The 18,164-nt window shown below is 68.8% G+C and carries 16 protein-coding genes; 5 read left to right on the top strand and 11 right to left on the bottom strand.

Annotated elements, in window-relative coordinates:
* Positions 1-14 precede the first annotated feature (14 nt).
* Both HAV18_RS03875 and HAV18_RS03870 read right to left on the bottom strand, forming a co-directional pair.
* Positions 15-854, bottom strand: a complete 840-nt coding sequence (locus HAV18_RS03875) for a class II aldolase/adducin family protein (RefSeq protein ID WP_166953007.1) — start codon at positions 852-854, stop codon at positions 15-17.
* A 22-nt stretch (positions 855-876) separates the two neighbouring features.
* Positions 877-1,962, bottom strand: coding sequence for an LLM class flavin-dependent oxidoreductase (locus tag HAV18_RS03870; protein WP_166953004.1), 1,086 nt, complete (start codon positions 1,960-1,962; stop codon positions 877-879).
* A gap of 294 nt (positions 1,963-2,256) precedes the next feature.
* Here HAV18_RS03870 and HAV18_RS03865 point away from each other — a divergent pair, with 294 nt between their 5' ends.
* On the top strand, positions 2,257-3,735 hold the full coding sequence (locus HAV18_RS03865; protein WP_243771532.1) for an acyl-CoA dehydrogenase family protein: 1,479 nt from the start codon (positions 2,257-2,259) through the stop codon (positions 3,733-3,735).
* 61 nt (positions 3,736-3,796) lie between these two features.
* On the opposite strand, the gene HAV18_RS03860 is transcribed toward HAV18_RS03865, so the two are convergent.
* Positions 3,797-4,771, bottom strand: a complete 975-nt coding sequence (locus HAV18_RS03860; protein ID WP_208101674.1) for a LysR family transcriptional regulator — start codon at positions 4,769-4,771, stop codon at positions 3,797-3,799.
* Between the two features lie 17 nt (positions 4,772-4,788).
* Between HAV18_RS03860 and HAV18_RS03855 the strand changes: the two genes are divergently transcribed.
* Positions 4,789-5,355, top strand: a complete 567-nt coding sequence (locus tag HAV18_RS03855; RefSeq protein WP_166952998.1) for a cysteine dioxygenase — start codon at positions 4,789-4,791, stop codon at positions 5,353-5,355.
* Positions 5,356-5,488: 133 nt separating this feature from the next.
* Positions 5,489-7,114 carry a rhodanese-related sulfurtransferase gene (locus HAV18_RS03850; RefSeq protein ID WP_166952995.1) on the top strand — a complete coding sequence of 542 codons (1,626 nt, stop codon included), beginning with the start codon at positions 5,489-5,491 and terminating at the stop codon, positions 7,112-7,114.
* Positions 7,115-7,191: 77 nt separating this feature from the next.
* Here the strand turns inward: HAV18_RS03850 and HAV18_RS03845 are convergent, their stop codons facing one another.
* Positions 7,192-8,337: a glycerophosphodiester phosphodiesterase gene (locus tag HAV18_RS03845; RefSeq protein ID WP_166952992.1), complete on the bottom strand. Its 1,146-nt coding sequence runs from the start codon at positions 8,335-8,337 to the stop codon at positions 7,192-7,194.
* 358 nt (positions 8,338-8,695) lie between these two features.
* Here HAV18_RS03845 and HAV18_RS03840 point away from each other — a divergent pair, with 358 nt between their 5' ends.
* Positions 8,696-9,760 (top strand): phytoene/squalene synthase family protein, encoded by a 1,065-nt coding sequence (locus tag HAV18_RS03840; protein WP_166952989.1) that lies wholly within the window; start codon positions 8,696-8,698, stop codon positions 9,758-9,760.
* 478 nt (positions 9,761-10,238) lie between these two features.
* Positions 10,239-11,459, top strand: coding sequence for a porin (locus HAV18_RS03835; RefSeq protein ID WP_166952986.1), 1,221 nt, complete (start codon positions 10,239-10,241; stop codon positions 11,457-11,459).
* A 216-nt stretch (positions 11,460-11,675) separates the two neighbouring features.
* On the opposite strand, the gene HAV18_RS03830 is transcribed toward HAV18_RS03835, so the two are convergent.
* The 7 genes from HAV18_RS03830 to HAV18_RS03800 all read right to left on the bottom strand — a co-directional run bounded on the left by HAV18_RS03830 (position 11,676) and on the right by HAV18_RS03800 (position 18,142).
* On the bottom strand, positions 11,676-13,166 hold the full coding sequence (locus HAV18_RS03830) for an efflux transporter outer membrane subunit (RefSeq protein ID WP_166952983.1): 1,491 nt from the start codon (positions 13,164-13,166) through the stop codon (positions 11,676-11,678).
* A gap of 10 nt (positions 13,167-13,176) precedes the next feature.
* The gene (locus HAV18_RS03825; protein ID WP_166952980.1) at positions 13,177-14,331 is read right to left on the bottom strand and encodes an ABC transporter permease; all 1,155 of its coding nucleotides are present in this window, start codon (positions 14,329-14,331) and stop codon (positions 13,177-13,179) included.
* Complete coding sequence (locus HAV18_RS03820) at positions 14,328-15,287, bottom strand: ABC transporter ATP-binding protein (protein WP_166952977.1); 960 nt, start codon at positions 15,285-15,287, stop codon at positions 14,328-14,330. The genes HAV18_RS03825 and HAV18_RS03820 overlap by 4 nt, the downstream gene beginning before the upstream one ends.
* Positions 15,284-16,249 (bottom strand): HlyD family secretion protein, encoded by a 966-nt coding sequence (locus HAV18_RS03815; protein ID WP_166952974.1) that lies wholly within the window; start codon positions 16,247-16,249, stop codon positions 15,284-15,286. Before HAV18_RS03815 ends, HAV18_RS03820 begins: the two co-directional genes overlap by 4 nt.
* Positions 16,246-16,944 (bottom strand): TetR/AcrR family transcriptional regulator, encoded by a 699-nt coding sequence (locus HAV18_RS03810; protein WP_166954124.1) that lies wholly within the window; start codon positions 16,942-16,944, stop codon positions 16,246-16,248. Before HAV18_RS03810 ends, HAV18_RS03815 begins: the two co-directional genes overlap by 4 nt.
* A gap of 327 nt (positions 16,945-17,271) precedes the next feature.
* The gene (locus HAV18_RS03805) at positions 17,272-17,694 is read right to left on the bottom strand and encodes a cupin domain-containing protein (protein ID WP_166952971.1); all 423 of its coding nucleotides are present in this window, start codon (positions 17,692-17,694) and stop codon (positions 17,272-17,274) included.
* A 10-nt stretch (positions 17,695-17,704) separates the two neighbouring features.
* Entirely contained in the window at positions 17,705-18,142 is a 438-nt protein-coding gene (locus tag HAV18_RS03800) for a carboxymuconolactone decarboxylase family protein (protein WP_006479143.1), read from the bottom strand.
* Between the last annotated feature and the right edge of the window lie 22 nt (positions 18,143-18,164).

The following is an 18,164-nucleotide window of genomic DNA, read 5'->3' as shown; positions in this document are numbered from 1 at the left end:
GTGCGGAAAGGCGCTCAGTCGAGCAGGTCGGGTTCGTCGGCGACGACGCGCGCGAACAGGCTGTCGAACGCGTGCAGCGCGCCCTCGGGGCCGCCGATCTGGCCGTGCGTGTGGCGTGCGGTGGCGTGATCGATCGGTTGCGGCGTGCCGGCCGCCTCGGCCAGCAACTGCGTGTGCGCGGCGTTGTCGAGCGCGATGTACCACCATGCAGCGGCCTCGACCGTCGGGCCGGCGGTCAGGATTCCGTGGTTCTTCAGGATCGCGCCCTTGTGCGTGGTGCCGTCCGGCTTCGCAAGCGCATCGGCGATCCGTGCGCCTTCGCTCGTGTCGACGACCATCCCCGTGAAGTCGTCGAACAGCGCGTGGTCTTCATAGAACACGCATGCGTCCTGCGTGAGCGGATCGAGCGGGCGGCCGAGCGTCGACCACGCCTTGCCGTACGTCGAATGCGTGTGCGCGGCGGCGACGATGTGCGGATGCGCGTCGTGGATCGCCGCATGGATCGCGAACGCGGCCTTGTTCAGCGGCCGCGTGCCGATCGCGGTTTCGCCGCGTGCGTTGACGAGCAGCAGGTCGGACACCTTGATCTGCGAGAAATGCACGCCGAGCGGATTCACCCAGAAGTGGTCGGGCAGTTCGGGGTCGCGTGCGGTGATGTGGCCGGCGAGCCCCTGTGCGAAGCCGAAGCGTGCGAACAGGCGGAACGCGGCCGCGAGCCGTTCCTGACGGTGGCGGCGCTCGGCGGCGACGTCGATACGCGGCGCGGGCGGATCGAACCAGAAATGCTGGCGCGGCGACGCGGCGAGCGCGAGGCCCGACGCGGTGCGTTCGGGCGTGGACAGAACGGCGGACATTGTAGGGGTCTCCCGGGTTGCGTCAGGCCGCGCGGCGCGCGGCGTCGCGTGCGGCGACGGCGCTGCGCACGCGCGGAATCAGTTCGCGGCCGTAGTCGATCGCGTCTTCCAGCGGATCGAAGCCGCGGATCAGGAACGTCGTGACGCCGAGGTCGTAGTAGTCGAGCAGTGCATCGGCGACCTGTTCGGGCGTGCCGACCAGTGCCGTCGAGTTCGACCGCGCGCCGGTGAGCGTGGCGATCTCGGTCCACAGCCGCTTGTCGACGCGCGAGCCGCGTTCGGCCGCGGCCAGCAGGCGGCGCGCGCCTTCGCTTTGCTGCGGGCCGCCGGCGCCGAGGCCGGCCGCTTCGCGCAGCCGGCGTGTTTCATCGAGGATGCGATGCGCACGCGCCCACGCTTCGTCCTCGGTCGCGGCGAGGATCGGGCGGAACGACACGGAGAACCGCACCTGCCGGCCGTGCTTCGCGGCTTCGGCGCGCACACGCGTCGTCAGGTCGCGCACCTGGTCGAGCGATTCGCCCCACAGCGCGTAGACGTCCGCGTGCTTGCCGGCCACGGCGAGCGCGGCTTCCGATGCGCCGCCGAAATAGATCGGCACATGCGGCTGCTGGAACGGCTTCACTTCCGAAAACCCCTGTTTGAACCGGTAGTGCGCGCCGTCGTGATCGAACGGCTGCGCTTCGGTCCAGATCCGCCGCAGGATGCCGAGGTATTCGTCGGTGCGCGCATAACGTGCGTCGTGGTCGAGGAAATCGCCATCGCGCTGCTGCTCGCTGTCCGAGCCGCCGGAGATGAAGTGCACGGCGAGCCGGCCGCGGCTGAACTGGTCGAGCGTCGCGATCTGCCGAGCCGCGAGCGTCGGCGCGGTGAAGCCCGGGCGATGCGCGAGCATGAAGTGGATGCGCTCGGTCGCGGCCGCCGCGAACGCGATCGTCAGCGTCGCCGACGGGCCGGTCGAGTGGTGCGGCACGAGGATCCGGTCGAAACCGGCCGTCTCGTGGGCGCGCGCAAAGTCGCGCACATAGTCGGGATCGACCACGGGGCCGGACGGCGGATGGATTTCCGACTGCTTCTGGCTCTGGATCATGCCGATGAATTCGACGCTCATCTGGGTCTCCGGTGCAGGGACGGCCCGACACGCGGCCGGGCAGGAATGGAGCGCAGGTTAACGCCGGGATCATGCGGAATGGAAATAATCAATCCCGATTTGAATATCAGATTTGCATGGTTTGGGCGCGTGTGCGCTGCGCATACGCTGTGGGCTCACGAACGATCGGGCGCGCGGGCGCCAGCGAATCCGGCGCGGCGCGCTCCGGATCGCCGGCTTCACGAGAAGCCGCGCGGTGCGGCGACCGCTTGCCGCGCGTGCCGCCTGTCCGTATTACCCAGGGAATCCGTTTCGATGTCCGCCAGCCTTGCCGCTTCCTCGCCGTTACCGCAGCCGCCTTCGCTGCGCCTCCTGCCCACCGACGATGCCGACGACGCACGCGTCGCCGCGCTGCTCGAGCGTCTCGCGCCTGACCTTGCCGCCGATGCGGCGCGCAACGACGTCGACGGCCGCTTTCCGCACGAGAACTTCGCGCGGCTGCATCGCGCGGGGCTGATCGCGCAGGTCGTGCCGCGCGAGCATGGCGGCGCCGGTGCGACGCTCGCGCAGGCGAGCCGGATCGTCGCCGCCGTCGCGCGGGCCGATCCGGCCACCGCGCTGGTGCTGACGATGACCTATCTGCAACATCGCGCGCTCGGCCGCGCCGACAACCGCTGGCCTGCGCAGGTACGGCGCGCGGTGTTCGACAGCGCGGTCACGCACGGTGCGCTGATCAACGCGCTGCGGGTCGAGCCCGCGCTCGGCTCGCCGTCGCGCGGCGGTCTGCCGGAAACCGTTGCACGGCGTGACGGCGACGGCTGGCGGCTGTTCGGCCACAAGCTGTACAGCACCGGGATTCCGGCGCTGCGCTGGCTGGCCGTATGGGCGCGCACCGACGAACCGGCGCCGCGGGTCGGCGTGTTTCTCGTGCCGCGCGAGCGCGATGCGGATGGCGATCGCATCCGCGTGATCGAGAGCTGGAATCACCTCGGCCTGCGTGCGTCGGGCAGCCACGAGGTCGTGTTCGATGACGTCCGGCTGCCGGCCGATCACGCGGTCGACGTACGCGCGCCCGACGCATGGGCCGTGTCGGCCGCGACCCATGCGGATGCCGACGCGCAGGCCGACCAGCAGGCGTGGATGGTCGCGCTGTTCGGCAGCCTGTACGACGCGGTGGCGCGCGCGTCCCGCGACTGGCTGGTCGGGTTCGCGACGACGCGTGCACCGAGCGGGCTGGGCGCACCGCTCGCGACGCTGCCGCGCGTGCAGGAAGCGGTCGGCGAAATCGAGGGCTGGCTGCATGCGAACCGCGTGCTGCTCGACGATCACATCGTGCGCACCGACGCGGGCAACGCGCCGCCGGTCACGACGAGCGGACTCGTCAAGCGGACCGTGACCGAGCACGCGATCCGTGCGGTCGAGCAGGCGCTGAAGCTGACGGGCAATCACGGGCTGAGCCGCGCCAATCCGCTCGAACGCCACTATCGCGACGTGCTGTGCAGCCGTGTGCATACGCCGCAGGACGACTCGATCGCGGTGGCGGCTGGGCGTGCGGTGCTCGAAGCGGCGAGCCCGGGCGAAACGAAGGGCGAAGCGAAGGGCGAAGCGAAGGACGAAGCGAAGAGCGAAACGAAGAGCGAAACGAAGAGCGAGACGAAGAGCGAGACGAAGAGCGAGACGGAGAGCGAGACGGAGAGCGAGACGGAGAGCGAGACGGAGAGCGAGACGGAGAGCGAGACGGAGACGGGCGCGGCGTCGGTCAACAAGACCGAACGCAGCCGCAGCAATGCGTGAGCGAAACTGGGCTCGCGCGAGCATCGATCGGGCGGCGCGACGTCGCGGCCGCCCGTTACGGTCACGCAGCCTTGCCGTGCGCCGGCTCGGGCAGCGCGAATGCCGTGCGCGCATGTGCGGCAACGGCCGCAAGCGGTGCGCCGAAGCGGGCCGCATCGTGCCGGCGCAGCAACCACAGATCGATGTGCGGCTTGAAATCGGCGAGCGGCACGATGTCGAGCGCGTCGCGCAGCGGGCTGCCTTCGACGAGCGGCAGCGGCATCAGCCCGATGCCGAAGCCGTTCGCGACGCTCTGCAGTTGCAGGTCGCGGCCGTAGGTGTCGAGCGTGACCGGCATCGGCAGGCCCTGGGCGTCGAGCGCGCGTCGCAGGCCCGCGCGAAAGCCGCAGCCGTCGGGATTGAGCACCCAGCCGTGTGCGTGGCAATCGGCGAGCCGGTAGCTGCGGCGCGGCCAGTCACCCTTGCGGCCGACCGCGACGAGCCGCGTGGCCAGCAGCCGTTCGCCGTCGACCTGTGCCGGCAGCACCATCTCGCGCGCGAGGAACACGAGCGCCGCATCGAGTTCGCGTCGGGCGACGCGCTCGACGAGCATGCCGCCCCACGCGGTCGTGACCTGCGTCGCGAGCGCGGGCCACTGCGTGGCGAGTCCGGCGATCAGCGCGGGCAGCATCAGCTCGCCGAGGCCCTGCGTGAGCCCGATCCGGAACTCACCGGCGGGAGGCTGCTCGCCGGCCGTCAGCTCCCGCAGCGCATCGACTTCGCGCAGGATCGCGCGACACTGCTCGAACACCTGCCGGCCGATGTCGGTCGGGCGAGGCGGCTTCGTGTTGCGATCGAGCAGGGTCACGCCGAGCGCTTCCTCGAGATTCTGGACGCGCCGCGTGATCGCCGGCTGCGTCATCCCGAGCTCGGCTGCGGCCTGGCTCAGGGTCTGGCAGCGGACGACCGCTGCAAAAGCGTCGATATCGCTAATTTTCATGTTTGTTCTGCATGGTCTTTCGGGTGCATCATGACGATCCATCATATTCGGCATCATATTCGAGGAGCTAGCCGATGAGTACGCTTTCGTTGCAGCAGACGCCGCTGCGTCCGTTCGTCGACGGTCTGGGCGCGCTGCTCGCGTCCGGCGCGAACGAGGCGCGCATCCTCGACGAGGGCGGGGCGCTGCTCGCCGCCCTCGTCGAACACGACGACTGGTTGCCCGACGCGTTCGCGCAGCCCGACCCCGCGCGCTATCGGCAGTACCTGCTGCATCTCGACCCGGACGAGCGGTTCTCGGTCGTCAGCTTCGTGTGGGGGCCCGGCCAGACGACGCCGATCCATGACCACACGGTCTGGGGGCTGATCGGGATGCTGCGCGGCGGCGAATTCTCGCAGCCGTACCGGTTCGACGCAGCGGGCCGGCCCGTGCCTTCAGGCGAAGCCGTGAGGCTGGAGCCGGGCGAGATCGAGGCCGTGTCGCCGCGCATTGGCGACGTCCATCGCGTGACCAACGCGTTCGCCGATCAGGTATCGATCAGCATCCACGTGTACGGCGCGAACATCGGCAAGGTCGAGCGCGCGGTGTACCTCGACGACGGCACCGTGAAGCCTTTCGTGTCGGGCTATTCGAACGCCTGATGCAACGCCCGCTGGTGCCGCTGGCTGCAAGCGACCGGCGGCGGGCGACCGGTTGCCTGCACGCGCCGGCGGGCCCAGGATTCATCCGTTCCGCTTTTTTTACCGACTTCAACACATTCAACACAGAGACATCGTGACGCAATCCGCCGATTCCACTTCCCGCTTTCCCGTCGCGTCGTACCAGGATGTGCGCGCACGCCTGCTTGCCCGTGACGAGATCGCGCTGATCGACGTACGCGAGGAAGATCCGTACGCGCAGGGCCACCCGCTGTGGGCCGCCAACTTTCCGCTGTCGAAACTCGAACTCGACGCGTGGACGCGGATTCCGCGCCGCGACACGCCGATCGTCGTGTTCGGCGAAGCGGGCGGCGAGGATCTCGCGCCGCGCGCGGCCGCGAAGCTCGCGCAACTCGGCTACACCGACGTGCGGCTGCTCGACGGCGGCCTCGCGGGCTGGCTCGCCGCGGGCGGCGAACTGTTCATCGACGTGAACGTGCCGAGCAAGTCGTTCGGCGAATGGGTCGAGGCCGAACGGCATACGCCGTCGTTGTCCGCGCAGGAGGTGCAGGCGCTGATCGACGCGAAGGCCGATGTCGTGATCGTCGACGCGCGCCGTTTCGACGAATACCAGACGATGAACATCCCGACCTCGACGAGCGTGCCGGGCGCGGAACTCGTGCTGCGCGTGCGCGCGCTTGCGCCGAACCCGGCGACGCAGGTCATCGTCAACTGCGCGGGCCGCACGCGCAGCATCATCGGCACGCAGTCGCTCGTCAACGCGGGGCTGCCGAATCCGGTCGCGGCGCTGCGCAACGGCACGATCGGCTGGACGCTCGCGGGCCAGACGCTCGAGCGGGGTGCCGCACGACGCTTTCCGGACGACATCGACGCGACGCAGCGCGCCGACGCGCGCCAGGCGGCGCGCGCGGTGGCCGAACGCGCGGGCGTACCGCGCCTCGCGCTGGCCGACGTCGCCGCGCTCGACGAACCGGGCCGCACGCTGTACCGCTTCGACGTGCGCACGCCGGAGGAATACGAAGCCGGCCATCTGCCGGGCTTCCTGAGCACGCCGGGCGGCCAGCTCGTGCAGGAGACCGACCATCATGCGGCCGTGCGCGGCGCGCGGATCGTACTCGCCGACGACGACGGCGTGCGTGCCGACATGACCGCGTCGTGGCTCGCGCAGATGGGCTGGGACGTGCGCGTCGTCGAACCGGCTGGCGCGACGGCGTTCGGCGAGCGCGGCCAGCCGCCGCGTGACGTACCGGCGACACCGACCGTGACCGACGTATCGCCCGCGACGCTCGCGGGCTGGCTGAAGGAGGCGGCGCCCGGCGAGCTGGCGATCGTCGACGTGACGGCCAGCGCGAACTACGTGAAGCGCCATATCCCCGGCGCGTGGTTCGCCGTGCGCGCGCAGTTGCGCGACGCGCTCGCGGCGATTCCGGCCGCGAAGCGCTATGTGTTCACGTGCGGGTCGAGCCTGCTGGCGCGGTTTGCGGCGGACGACGCGCGTGCGCTGCTGCCGGCTTCGGCCGACATCTCGGTGCTGACCGGCGGCACGGCTGCCTGGATCGCCGCCGGGCTGCCGCTTGAAAGCGGCGAGACGCATCTCGCGTCACCGCGTGTCGATCGCTACCGGCGGCCGTACGAGGGCACCGACAACGCGGCGGCCGCGATGCAGGCGTATCTCGACTGGGAATACGGGCTGGTCGACCAGTTGAAGCGGGACGGCACGCATCACTTCAACGTGATCTGACCGTGCGGCGCGACCGGGCGCGGCAGCACGCCGTGCGCCGCACCCGGTAACCGCATCGCTGGCACGTTCCGCGCGTGTCAGCGCTTGAACGTATCGACGGCCGTGCGGCCGACGGCCGGATCGTCGGTGAAGAACCCGTCGATGCCCGCGCGCAGGTACGCCTGGATCTCGCGCACCGAGCCGGCCGTGTTGCGCGTGGCCGCCGTGCCGCCGTCCTTCAGCGACGCGGGCAGGAAGTTGTTCTCCGGGCGGAACGTGTACGGATGCACGACGAGGCCGGCCTCGTGTGCGTAGCGCACGTACGGCGTCGGCTGCTGCAGCGTGCCGTCCGCGGCGACCGTGATGATCGACGTCTTGTACGGGCCGACGCCGTTCGCATAGGTCGCGATCTCGCGCATGCCGTCACGCGTCGACAGGTCGCCGTAGGTGCGCTTGTCGTTCGCCTTCACGAAGTCGTACGGGCGCTGGCCGGCTTCGTCCATCAGCTGCACGAGCTTCCAGTTCGGCTGGCTCGACTTGATCCGGTTGCGGATCGTCTTCAGGTTCGCGACCTCGAACGACTGGATGTAGACGGTCGCCGTGCGTGCCGTGTACGAATCCTTCAGCAGCGCATCGACGAGACGGTCCTCGAGCGGCAGGCCGATCGACTGGAAGTAGGTCGGATGCTTGGTTTCCGGATACAGGTGGATCGTGCGGCCGGTCTGCGCGGACATCTGCTTCGCGAGCGCGACGATCTCGTCGAACGTCGGAATCTCGAACTGGTCGTTGTACGCGGTGTTCGCGGGGCGGACCTGCGGAATGCGCTCGCGGGCGCGCAGCGTCTTCAGCTCGGCGAGCGTGAAATCCTCGGTGAACCAGCCCGTCAGCTCCGCGCCGTCGATCGTCCTGGTCGCCTTGCGGCTCGCGAACTGCGGCAGCGTCGACACGTTCGTCGTGCCCGAGATCTCGTTCTCGTGACGCGCGACGAGCACGCCGTCGCGGGTCGACACGAGATCGGGCTCGATCACGTCCGCGCCGTCCTCGATCGCCTTGCGGTACGACGCGAGCGTGTGTTCGGGGCGCAGCGCGCTCGCGCCGCGATGGCCGACCACCTGGACCTTTGCGGAAATCGGCTGGGTGGGATCGGACGAGACGTCGTCGTCGCCGCCGCACGCGGCGAGCAGGAACGCGGCGGCACAGGCGAACGGGACGTAGCGCAGGGAGGTCGGGCGCTTGAAGAGCATGTCGATGAACCTTCGAAACGAGAGTCGGAAAGGGGCGGTCGCTCCGGCGGTGCGGCTGTCGTGCCGTGCCGCACGGAGTCGAATGGGACGCGATCGTCGCACCGAATAATTACATATGCATTACTTTCGCCTTTCCATTTCTTGTTTTTGGGGCGCGATAAGCGCGGCAGCGCGATTGAAGGCGGCCTGGCAGGTGACGCATTCCGGCCATCTCGGGCAGGCCGTGCGCCGGATGCACTAAACTTGCGGGAATTTTGCATCGCCGCGCCGGGGCCGACGCCCGCCTGGTGCGACGATGCGGCGACTCGCGGGCCGGCGCGGGCGCCCGGGGCCCGCGCCGGCCGATTTTTCCCGACCCATGACGACTCGAACCGATTCCGCCTACCTGCTCGGCGACCTGCTGAAAAACGTTTCCCGCTCCTTCTACCTGACGCTGCGCGTGCTGCCCGACGGCATGCGCGACCCGGTCGGCCTTGCGTACCTGCTCGCGCGCGCAGCCGACACGATCGCCGACACGGCGCTCGTCGCGCCCGATCGCCGGGCGGCATTGCTGACCGAGCTGCGCGACGAGGTCGAGCAACTCGGCGACGGCGTCGCGCTGTCGCGTGCGCTCGAAGACGTGACGCGGATGCAGACCGATTCGCACGAACACGTGCTGCTCGGCTCGATGGCGCCGATGCTCGCACTGCTGCGCGCGCAGCCGGACGCCGATCGCGCATCGATCCGCAAGGTCGTCGCGACGCTAACGGCGGGGATGGTATTCGACCTGCGCACATTCCCCGACGAGCAATCGGGGCAGGTCGCGTCGCTGCCGACGCGCGACGAACTCGACCGCTACACGTATCTCGTCGCCGGCTGCGTGGGCGAGTTCTGGACCGACATGACGGGCATGCACACGCCGGCCGCGCGCGGCTGGAACCTGCCGGACATGGGCGAGAAGGGCATCCGCTTCGGCAAGGCGCTGCAGATGACCAACATCCTGCGCGACTGTGCGAAGGATCTGCGCATCGGCCGCTGCTACCTGCCCGACGACGTGCTGGGCGCGCACGGGCTCGGCGTCGCCGACCTGATGTCGCCCGATGCGTCGGCGCGCGCACGCGGCGTGCTGGTCGACCTGCTGCGCGTGACGCTGGACCAGTATCGCGACGCGTGCCTGTATACGCTCGCGATCCCGCGCCGCTTCGTGCGGCTGCGGCTCGCGTGCCTGTGGCCGATCATGATCGGCCTCGAAACGCTGGAGCTGCTGGCCGGTCACGCGGCGTGGCTCGATCCGGCAAAGCCGGCCAAGGTGCCGAGAAAACGCATCTATCGGATCATGGCGTCGTCGCTCGCGCTGGTCGGCTCGAATGCGGCGATTCGCGCGCGCATGACCGCGCTCGCCGATGCCGTGAGCGCGCATCTCGTGCAGCCGCCCACGCGCTGAAGTGCACTGAACGACGCCGGCACGACAGGCGCCGGCGTCACCCATCGGCCCGCGTTCGCCGGGCCATCTCCCTGGCATCGACTAAAAACGTTTTCATTATTTCGTTTCGCGAAACGTGGGTGTCATGAACGTCAGCGATCCTTCGCGGCGGCGTGAATCGTGGCGTCAGCCGCGGTCGCGCATTTGTAAGATGTATTTCGTCGAAGGCATCTGACGACATCCGACGGTCGCGTTGCACCCGTAAAAATGTAAAGCTAGGGTTTTCACCGGTAAATGCCGGAAAGGCCCGCCGCGTAAGCGTTTCAAGGTGTTATGTAACTGTTTGGTGAACCCGTGCGTTGCGTCGATCATACGATGACCGACTGCACATATTGGGAAACAATTGGTAATCCGTCAGAATCGCGTCGGCATGTACTCGCACATGTGTCAGTCATAAAACCACACCAGAAAAGAAACATTCTTTGAGGACGGAGAATCAATGAAAAAGCGCGTCGCTGTTGCCATGACGGCAGCTGGCCTTGCAGCCGCTACCGCCGCCCACGCTCAAAGCAGCGTGACCCTGTACGGTATCGTCGATAACGGTATCGCTTGGCAGAACAACTCGTCGGGCACGGGTGCGACCTCGGGTGGTCACTCGAAGGTGCAGATGTCCACCGGCGTGTGGGCAGGCAGCCGCTTCGGCCTGAAGGGCAGCGAAGATCTCGGCGGCGGCACGAAGGCGATTTTCCAGTTGGAAGCCGGCGTCAACACGGCTAACGGCTCGTCGCAGTGGACCAACGGCATCTTCACGCGTCAGGCATGGGTCGGTATGACCAACGCCACGTACGGTACGCTGACGGCCGGCCGCCAGTACACCGCGTACTACACGCTGCTGTCGCCGTACAGCCCGACGACCTGGCTGACCGGCTACTACGGCGCGCACCCGGGCGACATCGATTCGCTGGATACCAGCTACCGCGCGAACAACTCGCTCGTCTACATGTCGCCGAAGTTCTACGGCTTCACGGTCGGCGGTTCGTACTCGTTCGGCGGCGTTGCAGGCGCGACGAACCGCGGCTCGACGTGGAGCGCGGCGATCCAGTACCTGAACGGCCCGGCAGGCATCGCGGTCGGCTACCAGAAGGTCAACAACGCGACGCTCGGTGGCGGTGCGTGGGGCGCGAACTCGACGGTCCAGAACGGTTTGAACGCGGCTGGCACCAACGGCGTCCAGCCGGCAGTGTCGTCGATCAACAACGGCTACCAATTCGCGCAGTCGCAACAGCGAATCGCCGTGACGGCTGGCTACCAGTTCACGCCGTCGTGGGACATTTCGGCGTCGTACTCGAACGTTCAGTACATTCCGGGCACGGGTTCGGGTTTCAAGAACACGGCGATCTTCAACACGGCCGGTGCAGTGCTGCACTGGAAGGCATCGGCGCAGTGGGACTTCGCAGCAGGCTACTCGTACACGGCGGCAACGCAGTCGAACGGTATCTCGAGCTCGGCCAAGTACCACCAAGTCACGCTGTCGCAGTATTACAGCCTGTCGAAGCGCACGGGCCTGTACGCAGTTGAAGCTTGGCAGCACGCAAGCGGCAACACGTTGACCCCGACCGGTGGCATCCAGGCAGCAACGACCTCGATCGGCGACGGCGTGGGCGCAGGTTCGAAGCAGAACCAGATCGCTGCCGGCGTCGGCATGATCCACCGCTTCTGATGTCGCGCGGCGCGCGAGCGCCGCTTACGACATGCGGTATGAAGAAACCGGCCTTCGGGCCGGTTTTTTATTGGCGGTACGGATTGTGCGCCGTGCAGGTTCCGGCACTGGCGGGCATCGAATGGCAGCAGGGGCGACGGCAGTCGAGTCTGACAGGTGCGGGCATCATGCGATGCATGGCGCAGTGTTCGGCCAGTGCCGACACCGTCCTATCCGTCACTGCGCAGCCTCATCCGTCCAGCTTCCCGCCAGCGCCTGGAACAGCGCCGCCGTATCGGCAAGCCGGTCGGCCTGCGCGCGGGTGCGGTCGAGTAACGTCTGCAACGCCTGCCGCTGCGCGTCGAGCAGGTCGAACGTGCTGATCCCGCCCACCGCGTAGCGGTCGCCGGCAATCCTGTTGCTTGCCGCCGCTTCCTGCGCGGCGGTGTCCCTCGCCTGCAGTTCGGCCGCGTCGTGCTCGACCGCGCGCATCGCGTCGGCCACCTGCTGCAGCGCTTCGAGCACGGTTTCCCGGTAACTCGCGAACGCGGCGTCGTACGCCGCTTCCGCCGCCCGTTTCTTCGCGCGCAGTTCGCCGCCGTGAAAGAGCGGTTGCGTCAGGCCGAGGCCGACATTCCACACATTGAGCCCGCTCACGAGATCCGCGATGCGCGTGCGCTCCGAGCCGATCCCCGCCGAAATCGACAAGCGCGGATACAGGTTCGCGGTGGCCACGCCGACGTTCGCGCTCGCCTGGTGCAGCACGGCTTCGGCTGCGCGGATGTCGGGCCGCTCTCGCGCGAGCGTCGACGGCAGCGCGACGGGCAGCGTGCGAGGCAGCGCGAGCGCATCGAGCGTGAGGTCGGGCAGCAGCGCATCGGACGGCGGCGCGCCGAGCAGGATCGCGAGCCGGTGGCCGGACTGCGCGAGGCGGGCCGCGAGCGACGGCAGCGACGCCTGCGTCTGCGCGAGCAGCGCGCGCTGCGCATGTACGTCGGCCTGCGATACGCCCCCCGCCGCGAAACGCGCTTCGACGATGCGCAACTGCTGCGTCTGCGCGTCGATCAACTGCCGCGTGAGCGCGACCTGTTGCGCGAGCGATGCACGCAGGATCGCGGTGGCGACGACGTTGCCCGCGAGCGTCAGGCGCGCGGCGTCGAGCGTGTACGCCTGGTAGTCGACCTGCGCGCGCAGCGCCTCGAGCGCGCGCCGGTTGCCGCCGAACACGTCGAGCACGTACGACACGCTCACCGACGCGTCATAAAGCGTGAACGGCCCCGGGCTGGGCACGCTGGCGGGCAGGCCGAACGCGGTCGTGTCGACCTGCTCGCGCGTGGCGGACAGGCTCGCATCGACTTTCGGCAACATCGTCGCGCCGGCTTCGGCCGCATGGTTCTGCCGCGCTTCGTCGAGCCGCGCGCGGGCCTCGGCAAGCGTCGGGCTGTTGCGCCACGCGGTATCGACGAGCCGGTTCAGCGGTTCGGAGCCGAACTGCGTCCACCAGTGCTGCGGGGTGTGCCCGGCCGATGCGAACGTCTGACCATCGCCTGCCGGGCCGGCGGCGGCGGCCGTCGTCGCTGGCGGGTCGCCGCGCGTGTAGCGCTGCGTGGCAGGCGCATCCGGTGCGTGGAAATCCGGCCCGACCGCGCATCCGGCGACGAGCAGCGCGGCGCCGGCCAGCGTGCAGCCGAGGGCGGCGTGGGAGGGGCGACGCGAAGCCGGTTTCATCGTGCGGGGCCTAGTCGAGCGTACGCCGGTAGAAGCGCAACGCGATGCCCATCACGACGACGGTGAACAGCGCGACCGGCCACACGGATGGCCACAGGTCGCTCCAGCCGTTGCCTTTCAGCAGGATGCCGCGCACGAGGCGGTTGAAGTAGGTGAGCGGCAGCAGGTTGCCGATGAACTGCGCCCACTTCGGCATCCCGGCGAACGGGAACATGAAGCCCGACAGCAGGATGTTCGGCAGGAAGTAGAACACCGCGAGCTGCATCGCCTGCAACTGGTTCTGCGCGAGCGACGACAGCGTGATGCCGACGGTCAGGTTCGCGGCGATGAACAGCAGCGCGGACAGGTAGATCGCGAACGCGCCGCCGACGAACGGCACCTCGAACACGAAGCGGGCGGCCGCGAGAATGATCGACACCTGGATCAGCCCGATCAGCACATACGGGACGATCTTGCCCGTCATCACCTCGAGCGGCCGCACGGGCGTCGCGAGCAGGTTCTCCATCGTGCCGCGCTCTCGTTCGCGCGTGATCGCGAGGCCCGTCATCATCACCATCGTCATCGTCAGGATCACGCCCATCAGGCCCGGCACGACGTTGTATTGCGTGATGCCCTCTGGGTTGTACAGCCGGTGCAGCACGACGTCGAAGGCGGCCGCGCGGCCGTTCAGGTGAGCGAGCGGGCCGGTCAGGTCCTTGTCCGCGACCGGCTGCACGAGGCCGGACAACGCGCCGATCGCCGACGCGGTCGCGACGGGATCGGTCGCGTCCGCCTCGACGAGCAGCGACGGACGCTCGCCGCGCAGCAGCCGGCGCGAGAAGTCGGCCGGCACGCTCAGGACGAACAGCACGTCGCCGCGTGCGAGTGCACGCTGGCCGGCCGCTTCGTCGGGCAGCGTCTCGACGATGTCGAAGTACGCGGAATTGCGCATCGCGGCGACGAAGCTCCGCGCGAACGGGCTCGCGTCGGCGACGATCACTGCGGTCGGCAGGTGCTTCGGATCGGTGTTGATCGCGAAGCCGAACAGCGAGAGCTGGATGATCGGCACGCCGACGATCATCGCGAACGTCACGCGGTCGCGGCGCAACTGCAGGAATTCCTTCAGCACGATGCTCCACCAGCGCGTGACCGAGAACGCATCGCGCAAGCGCGCCCACGCGTTCATGACGACGCTCCGCCGGGCGGCGCGGATGCGCGGCCCATCATGTAGATGAAGACGTCCTCGAGCCCGGTGTCGATCGGCGTGACCTGCAGCGCGGCATGCCCGCCGGCCTGCGCCGCGACCTGTGCGAGCGTCGCGTCGAGCCGCGCGTGATCGCGGCCGCTCACATGCAGCGCCGAACCGAACACGACCGTCTGGTCGATGCCCGGCATCTCGCGCAGCCGGGCGGACAGTTCGGCCAGGCGCTCGCCGGTGATCGCGCGGGTCGCGAGCCCTTGCGACGCGACGATCTCCGCCGACGTGCCCTGCGCGAGCAACTCGCCGTACGCGATGTAGGCAAGCTTGTGGCAACGCTCGGCCTCGTCCATGTAGTGCGTGCTGACGAGCACCGAGATGCCCTGCGCGGCCAGCCGGTGCAGTTCTTCCCAGAAGTCGCGGCGGGCGGCCGGATCGACGCCGGCGGTCGGCTCGTCGAGCAGCAGCAGTTGCGGTTCGTGCAGCATGCATGCGGCGAGCGCGAGGCGCTGCTTCCAGCCGCCCGACAGCGCGCCCGTGAGCTGGTCCGCGCGGCTCGCGAGGCCGAGCCCGTCGAGTGCGCGCGCGACGGCCGCCTTGCGGTCGGGCATCCCGTACACGCGTGCGACGAAGTCGAGGTTCTCGCGGATCGACAGGTCTTCCCAGTACGAGAAGCGCTGCGTCATGTAGCCGACACGCCGCTTGATCTGCGCGCTGTCGCGCACGATGTCGTAGCCGAGGCAGGTGCCGCTGCCCGAGTCGGGCGTGAGCAACCCGCACATCATCCGGATCGACGTGGTCTTGCCGCTGCCGTTCGGCCCGAGAAAGCCGAAGATCTCGCCGCGCGCGACGCGCAGCGACACGTCCTTCACGACATGCTTGTCGCCGAAACGCTTGTTCAGGCGATCGACGTCGATCGCGTACGGTGCGGGCGGCGCGTTCACGGCACCCTCACGGCGACGGGCTGGCCCGGATGCAGCTTCGGCGCGTCGGCGACGGCCGGGCGCGCCTCGACCATGAACACGAACTTGGTCCGGCTCTCGTTGCTGTAGATCACGGGCGGCGTGTATTCTGCCTCGCTCGACACGTAGGTGATGCGCGCGGGCACGTCGGCCGCACAGCCGTCGCAGTGAATCTCGACGGTGCGGCCCGGTGCGAGCGATGCGATGGCGGCCTCGGGCACGAAGAAGCGCACCTTCAGGTTTTGCGGCGGCAGCATCTGCACGACCGGATTGCCGGCCTGCACCCATTCGCCGACGCGGTACAGCGTGTCGTACACGCGCCCGGCGGCGGGGGCGGCGACGCGCTTCTGGTCGAGCTTCCACTGCGCTTCGGCCACGGCCGCCTGCGCGGCGTCGACCTGCGCGGCCTGCGCGGCGACCTGCTGCGCGCGGCCCGGCAGGCGCGCGACGTCGACCTGTTTCTGCAGTTCGCGCATCTGCGCGGCGGTGGTTTGCGCGGACGTGCGCGAATCGTCGAGCTGCTGCCTCGACAGGCCACCGGCCGCGTACTGGCGTTCGTCGCGCGCGAGCTGCGCGGCGGCGCGCGCAGCCTGCGCGGTAGCCTGGGCAAGCTGCGCCTGCGTGACCGCGATTTCCGGCGGGCGCTTGCCCGTCTGCAGGTCGGCAAGCTGCGCGCGGGCGGCAGCGAGCTGGTGCTGTGCCTGCAGCAGCGCGGCGGTTTCGCTGACGGACTCGAGCGAGAAGGCCGCCGCGCCGGCGGTGAGAGTCTGGCCGCGTGCGACCGGCAACTGCGTCAGCGTGCCCGATTGCGACGACGACAGGTACACGAATTCGCCTTCGACGTAGCCCTGGTAGGTCGTGCCGTTGCCGGCCGGCCGTCCGCAGCCGGCGAGCAACGCGACCGCGGCGGCCAGCGCCAGCGGCAGTGCGCGGGCCGGGTTCATGACGGCCTCCGTGGTGAGCGGGCCCGCGCGCGTGGCGCGGTGGCCGGCGGCTGCATGCCCGAACCGAGCAGCGCGCGGACGTGGCGGTGCAGCACGTCGCGGTCGATCGGCGGCAGGCCGCGTGCGCTTTGCCACAGTTTCGCGGTCGCGAGCGGCAGCATCACCAGCGCGATGATCGAATGGAACAGGAACGTTGGTTCGAGCGCGGGATTCAGCGTGCCGGCCTGCTGCGCGCCGCGGATGCGTTCGGCGAAGCGCCCGACATGGTCGAGCGGAATGCGCCGGACCATCCGTTCGCGCAGCAGCCCGCCTTCGTGGACGATTTCGCGCAGCCAGATCGACGGCAGCCACGGCATGCGGCGCGTGACGTCGAAGAAGCGGTCGACGAGTTCGCTGACGAGCGCGAACGGATCGTTTTCGATCTGCGGCTCGGTCGGCCGCCACACGAACGCGATGGCTTGTGCGAGCCGTTCCTCGACGATCGCGTCGAGCAACTGCTCGCGATTCGTAAAGTAGTAGTGGACCATCGCCGACGTGACGCCTGCTGCAGCGGCGATCTGCGCGACCGTCGTCGCGGCGATGCCGCGCTCGGCGAACAACTGCATCGCGACGTCGAGCATGTGGTCGCGCAGGTCGAAATCGTCCACCGACGGGCGGCGCCCGCGCGGCCTGGCGATGGTGGATTTCGCGTTCATGAAATCGACGCTAATTGATGAGTTAGTTAATTTCAAGGAAGGGTTTTCGACCGAGTTGATCTCGATCAGGCGAGTGTCGAATGGCGACGCGGGCGGGAAGAGATGCGACGCGGCGCGGTGCAGCAAGCCGGCAGCGGAGTGTAGGGAGCGGCTAATGGGGAAACGGCGGGGGAACAGCAGGGAAACGGCGATGGAAGCGGCGGCGTAAACGGCGAGGGAGTGCGTGGAAAAACCGGCGGGGGCGGCGGGGCCAAAGCATGAAACCGGCTGGAACCCGCTCGCGAAGGGGGCACGTGCGTCGACAACGGCACGCGCCCCGGAAAGCGCTTACTGATCGATCGGCGATGTCAGCGGCACGTGTTCGCCGGTCAGGCCGAACACGACGAGCTGCGCGGGCTCGGTCGCGCTCGCGTTGCGCGACACCTGGTGGCGCGAGCCGGGCGCCTCGTACCAGCCTTCGCCGGCGCGGTAGCGGTGCAGCGGGCCGCCGTTCACCTGCGACAGCACTTCGCCTTTCGACACGACCGCGAACACCGAGCCGAGGTGCCGATGGGCTTCGGAAGCCTGGCCGGGCGCATAGTCGACGGTCGCGACGACCGCGAGCTTGCCGGGCGCTTCGGGCACGGCCTGCTGCATGATCGTGTGCACGTTGTCGCCGGTGTCGTGCGCACGGGCGGTGGCCGGCAGCAGCGTGAAACCGGCCGCGAGCCATATGCCGAGGGTGGCGCGACGAAGCGTAGCGTAGGTCATCGTCGCCTCCTTACTCGGGCATCTTGCGGAACGCGATCGCGAAGCGATTCCACGAGTTGATCGTCGCGATCAGCATCGACAGGTCGAACAGTTCTTCGTCGGTGAAGTGCGGCTTCACGGCTTCCCAGACGGCGTCGGGCACGTGGTTGCTGGCGACCAGCGTCAGCGCCTCGGTCCATTCCAGCGCCGCGCGTTCGCGCTCCGTGAAGAACGGCGTCTCGCGCCACGTGACGACGGTGGCCAGGCGGCGGTCGGTCTCGCCGCCCTTGCGTGCGTCGGTCGTGTGCATGTCGACGCAGAACGCGCAGCCGTTGATCTGCGACGCGCGCAGGCGGACGAGTTCGGCGAGCGGCTTCTCGATCGAGCTCTTCGCGAGGAACTCCTCGGCGTTGCGCATCACCTTGATCGCATTCGGGCTGGCGGCATAGAAATTCAGGCGCGGTTGCATGGCAGGTCCTCTTTCGGTTGGA

The organism is Burkholderia sp. D-99, assembly GCF_011605345.1.
Lineage (GTDB): Bacteria > Pseudomonadota > Gammaproteobacteria > Burkholderiales > Burkholderiaceae > Burkholderia.
The sequence above is the reverse complement of the archived record's forward strand: the minus strand, read 5'-3'. Positions and strand labels throughout refer to the sequence as shown.

What these genes read in the sequence shown, in the direction of transcription:
- HAV18_RS03875 (WP_166953007.1), bottom strand. Translation starts at nt 854, where the DNA reads ATGTCCGCCGTTCTGTCCACGCCCGAACGCACCGCGTCGGGCCTCGCG.
- HAV18_RS03870 (WP_166953004.1), bottom strand. Translation starts at nt 1,962, where the DNA reads ATGAGCGTCGAATTCATCGGCATGATCCAGAGCCAGAAGCAGTCGGAA.
- HAV18_RS03865 (WP_243771532.1), top strand. Translation starts at nt 2,257, where the DNA reads ATGTCCGCCAGCCTTGCCGCTTCCTCGCCGTTACCGCAGCCGCCTTCG.
- HAV18_RS03860 (WP_208101674.1), bottom strand. Translation starts at nt 4,771, where the DNA reads ATGATGCCGAATATGATGGATCGTCATGATGCACCCGAAAGACCATGC.
- HAV18_RS03855 (WP_166952998.1), top strand. Translation starts at nt 4,789, where the DNA reads ATGAGTACGCTTTCGTTGCAGCAGACGCCGCTGCGTCCGTTCGTCGAC.
- HAV18_RS03845 (WP_166952992.1), bottom strand. Translation starts at nt 8,337, where the DNA reads ATGCTCTTCAAGCGCCCGACCTCCCTGCGCTACGTCCCGTTCGCCTGT.
- HAV18_RS03840 (WP_166952989.1), top strand. Translation starts at nt 8,696, where the DNA reads ATGACGACTCGAACCGATTCCGCCTACCTGCTCGGCGACCTGCTGAAA.
- HAV18_RS03835 (WP_166952986.1), top strand. Translation starts at nt 10,239, where the DNA reads ATGAAAAAGCGCGTCGCTGTTGCCATGACGGCAGCTGGCCTTGCAGCC.
- HAV18_RS03830 (WP_166952983.1), bottom strand. Translation starts at nt 13,166, where the DNA reads ATGAAACCGGCTTCGCGTCGCCCCTCCCACGCCGCCCTCGGCTGCACG.
- HAV18_RS03825 (WP_166952980.1), bottom strand. Translation starts at nt 14,331, where the DNA reads ATGAACGCGTGGGCGCGCTTGCGCGATGCGTTCTCGGTCACGCGCTGG.
- HAV18_RS03815 (WP_166952974.1), bottom strand. Translation starts at nt 16,249, where the DNA reads ATGAACCCGGCCCGCGCACTGCCGCTGGCGCTGGCCGCCGCGGTCGCG.
- HAV18_RS03810 (WP_166954124.1), bottom strand. Translation starts at nt 16,944, where the DNA reads ATGAACGCGAAATCCACCATCGCCAGGCCGCGCGGGCGCCGCCCGTCG.
- HAV18_RS03805 (WP_166952971.1), bottom strand. Translation starts at nt 17,694, where the DNA reads ATGACCTACGCTACGCTTCGTCGCGCCACCCTCGGCATATGGCTCGCG.
- HAV18_RS03800 (WP_006479143.1), bottom strand. Translation starts at nt 18,142, where the DNA reads ATGCAACCGCGCCTGAATTTCTATGCCGCCAGCCCGAATGCGATCAAG.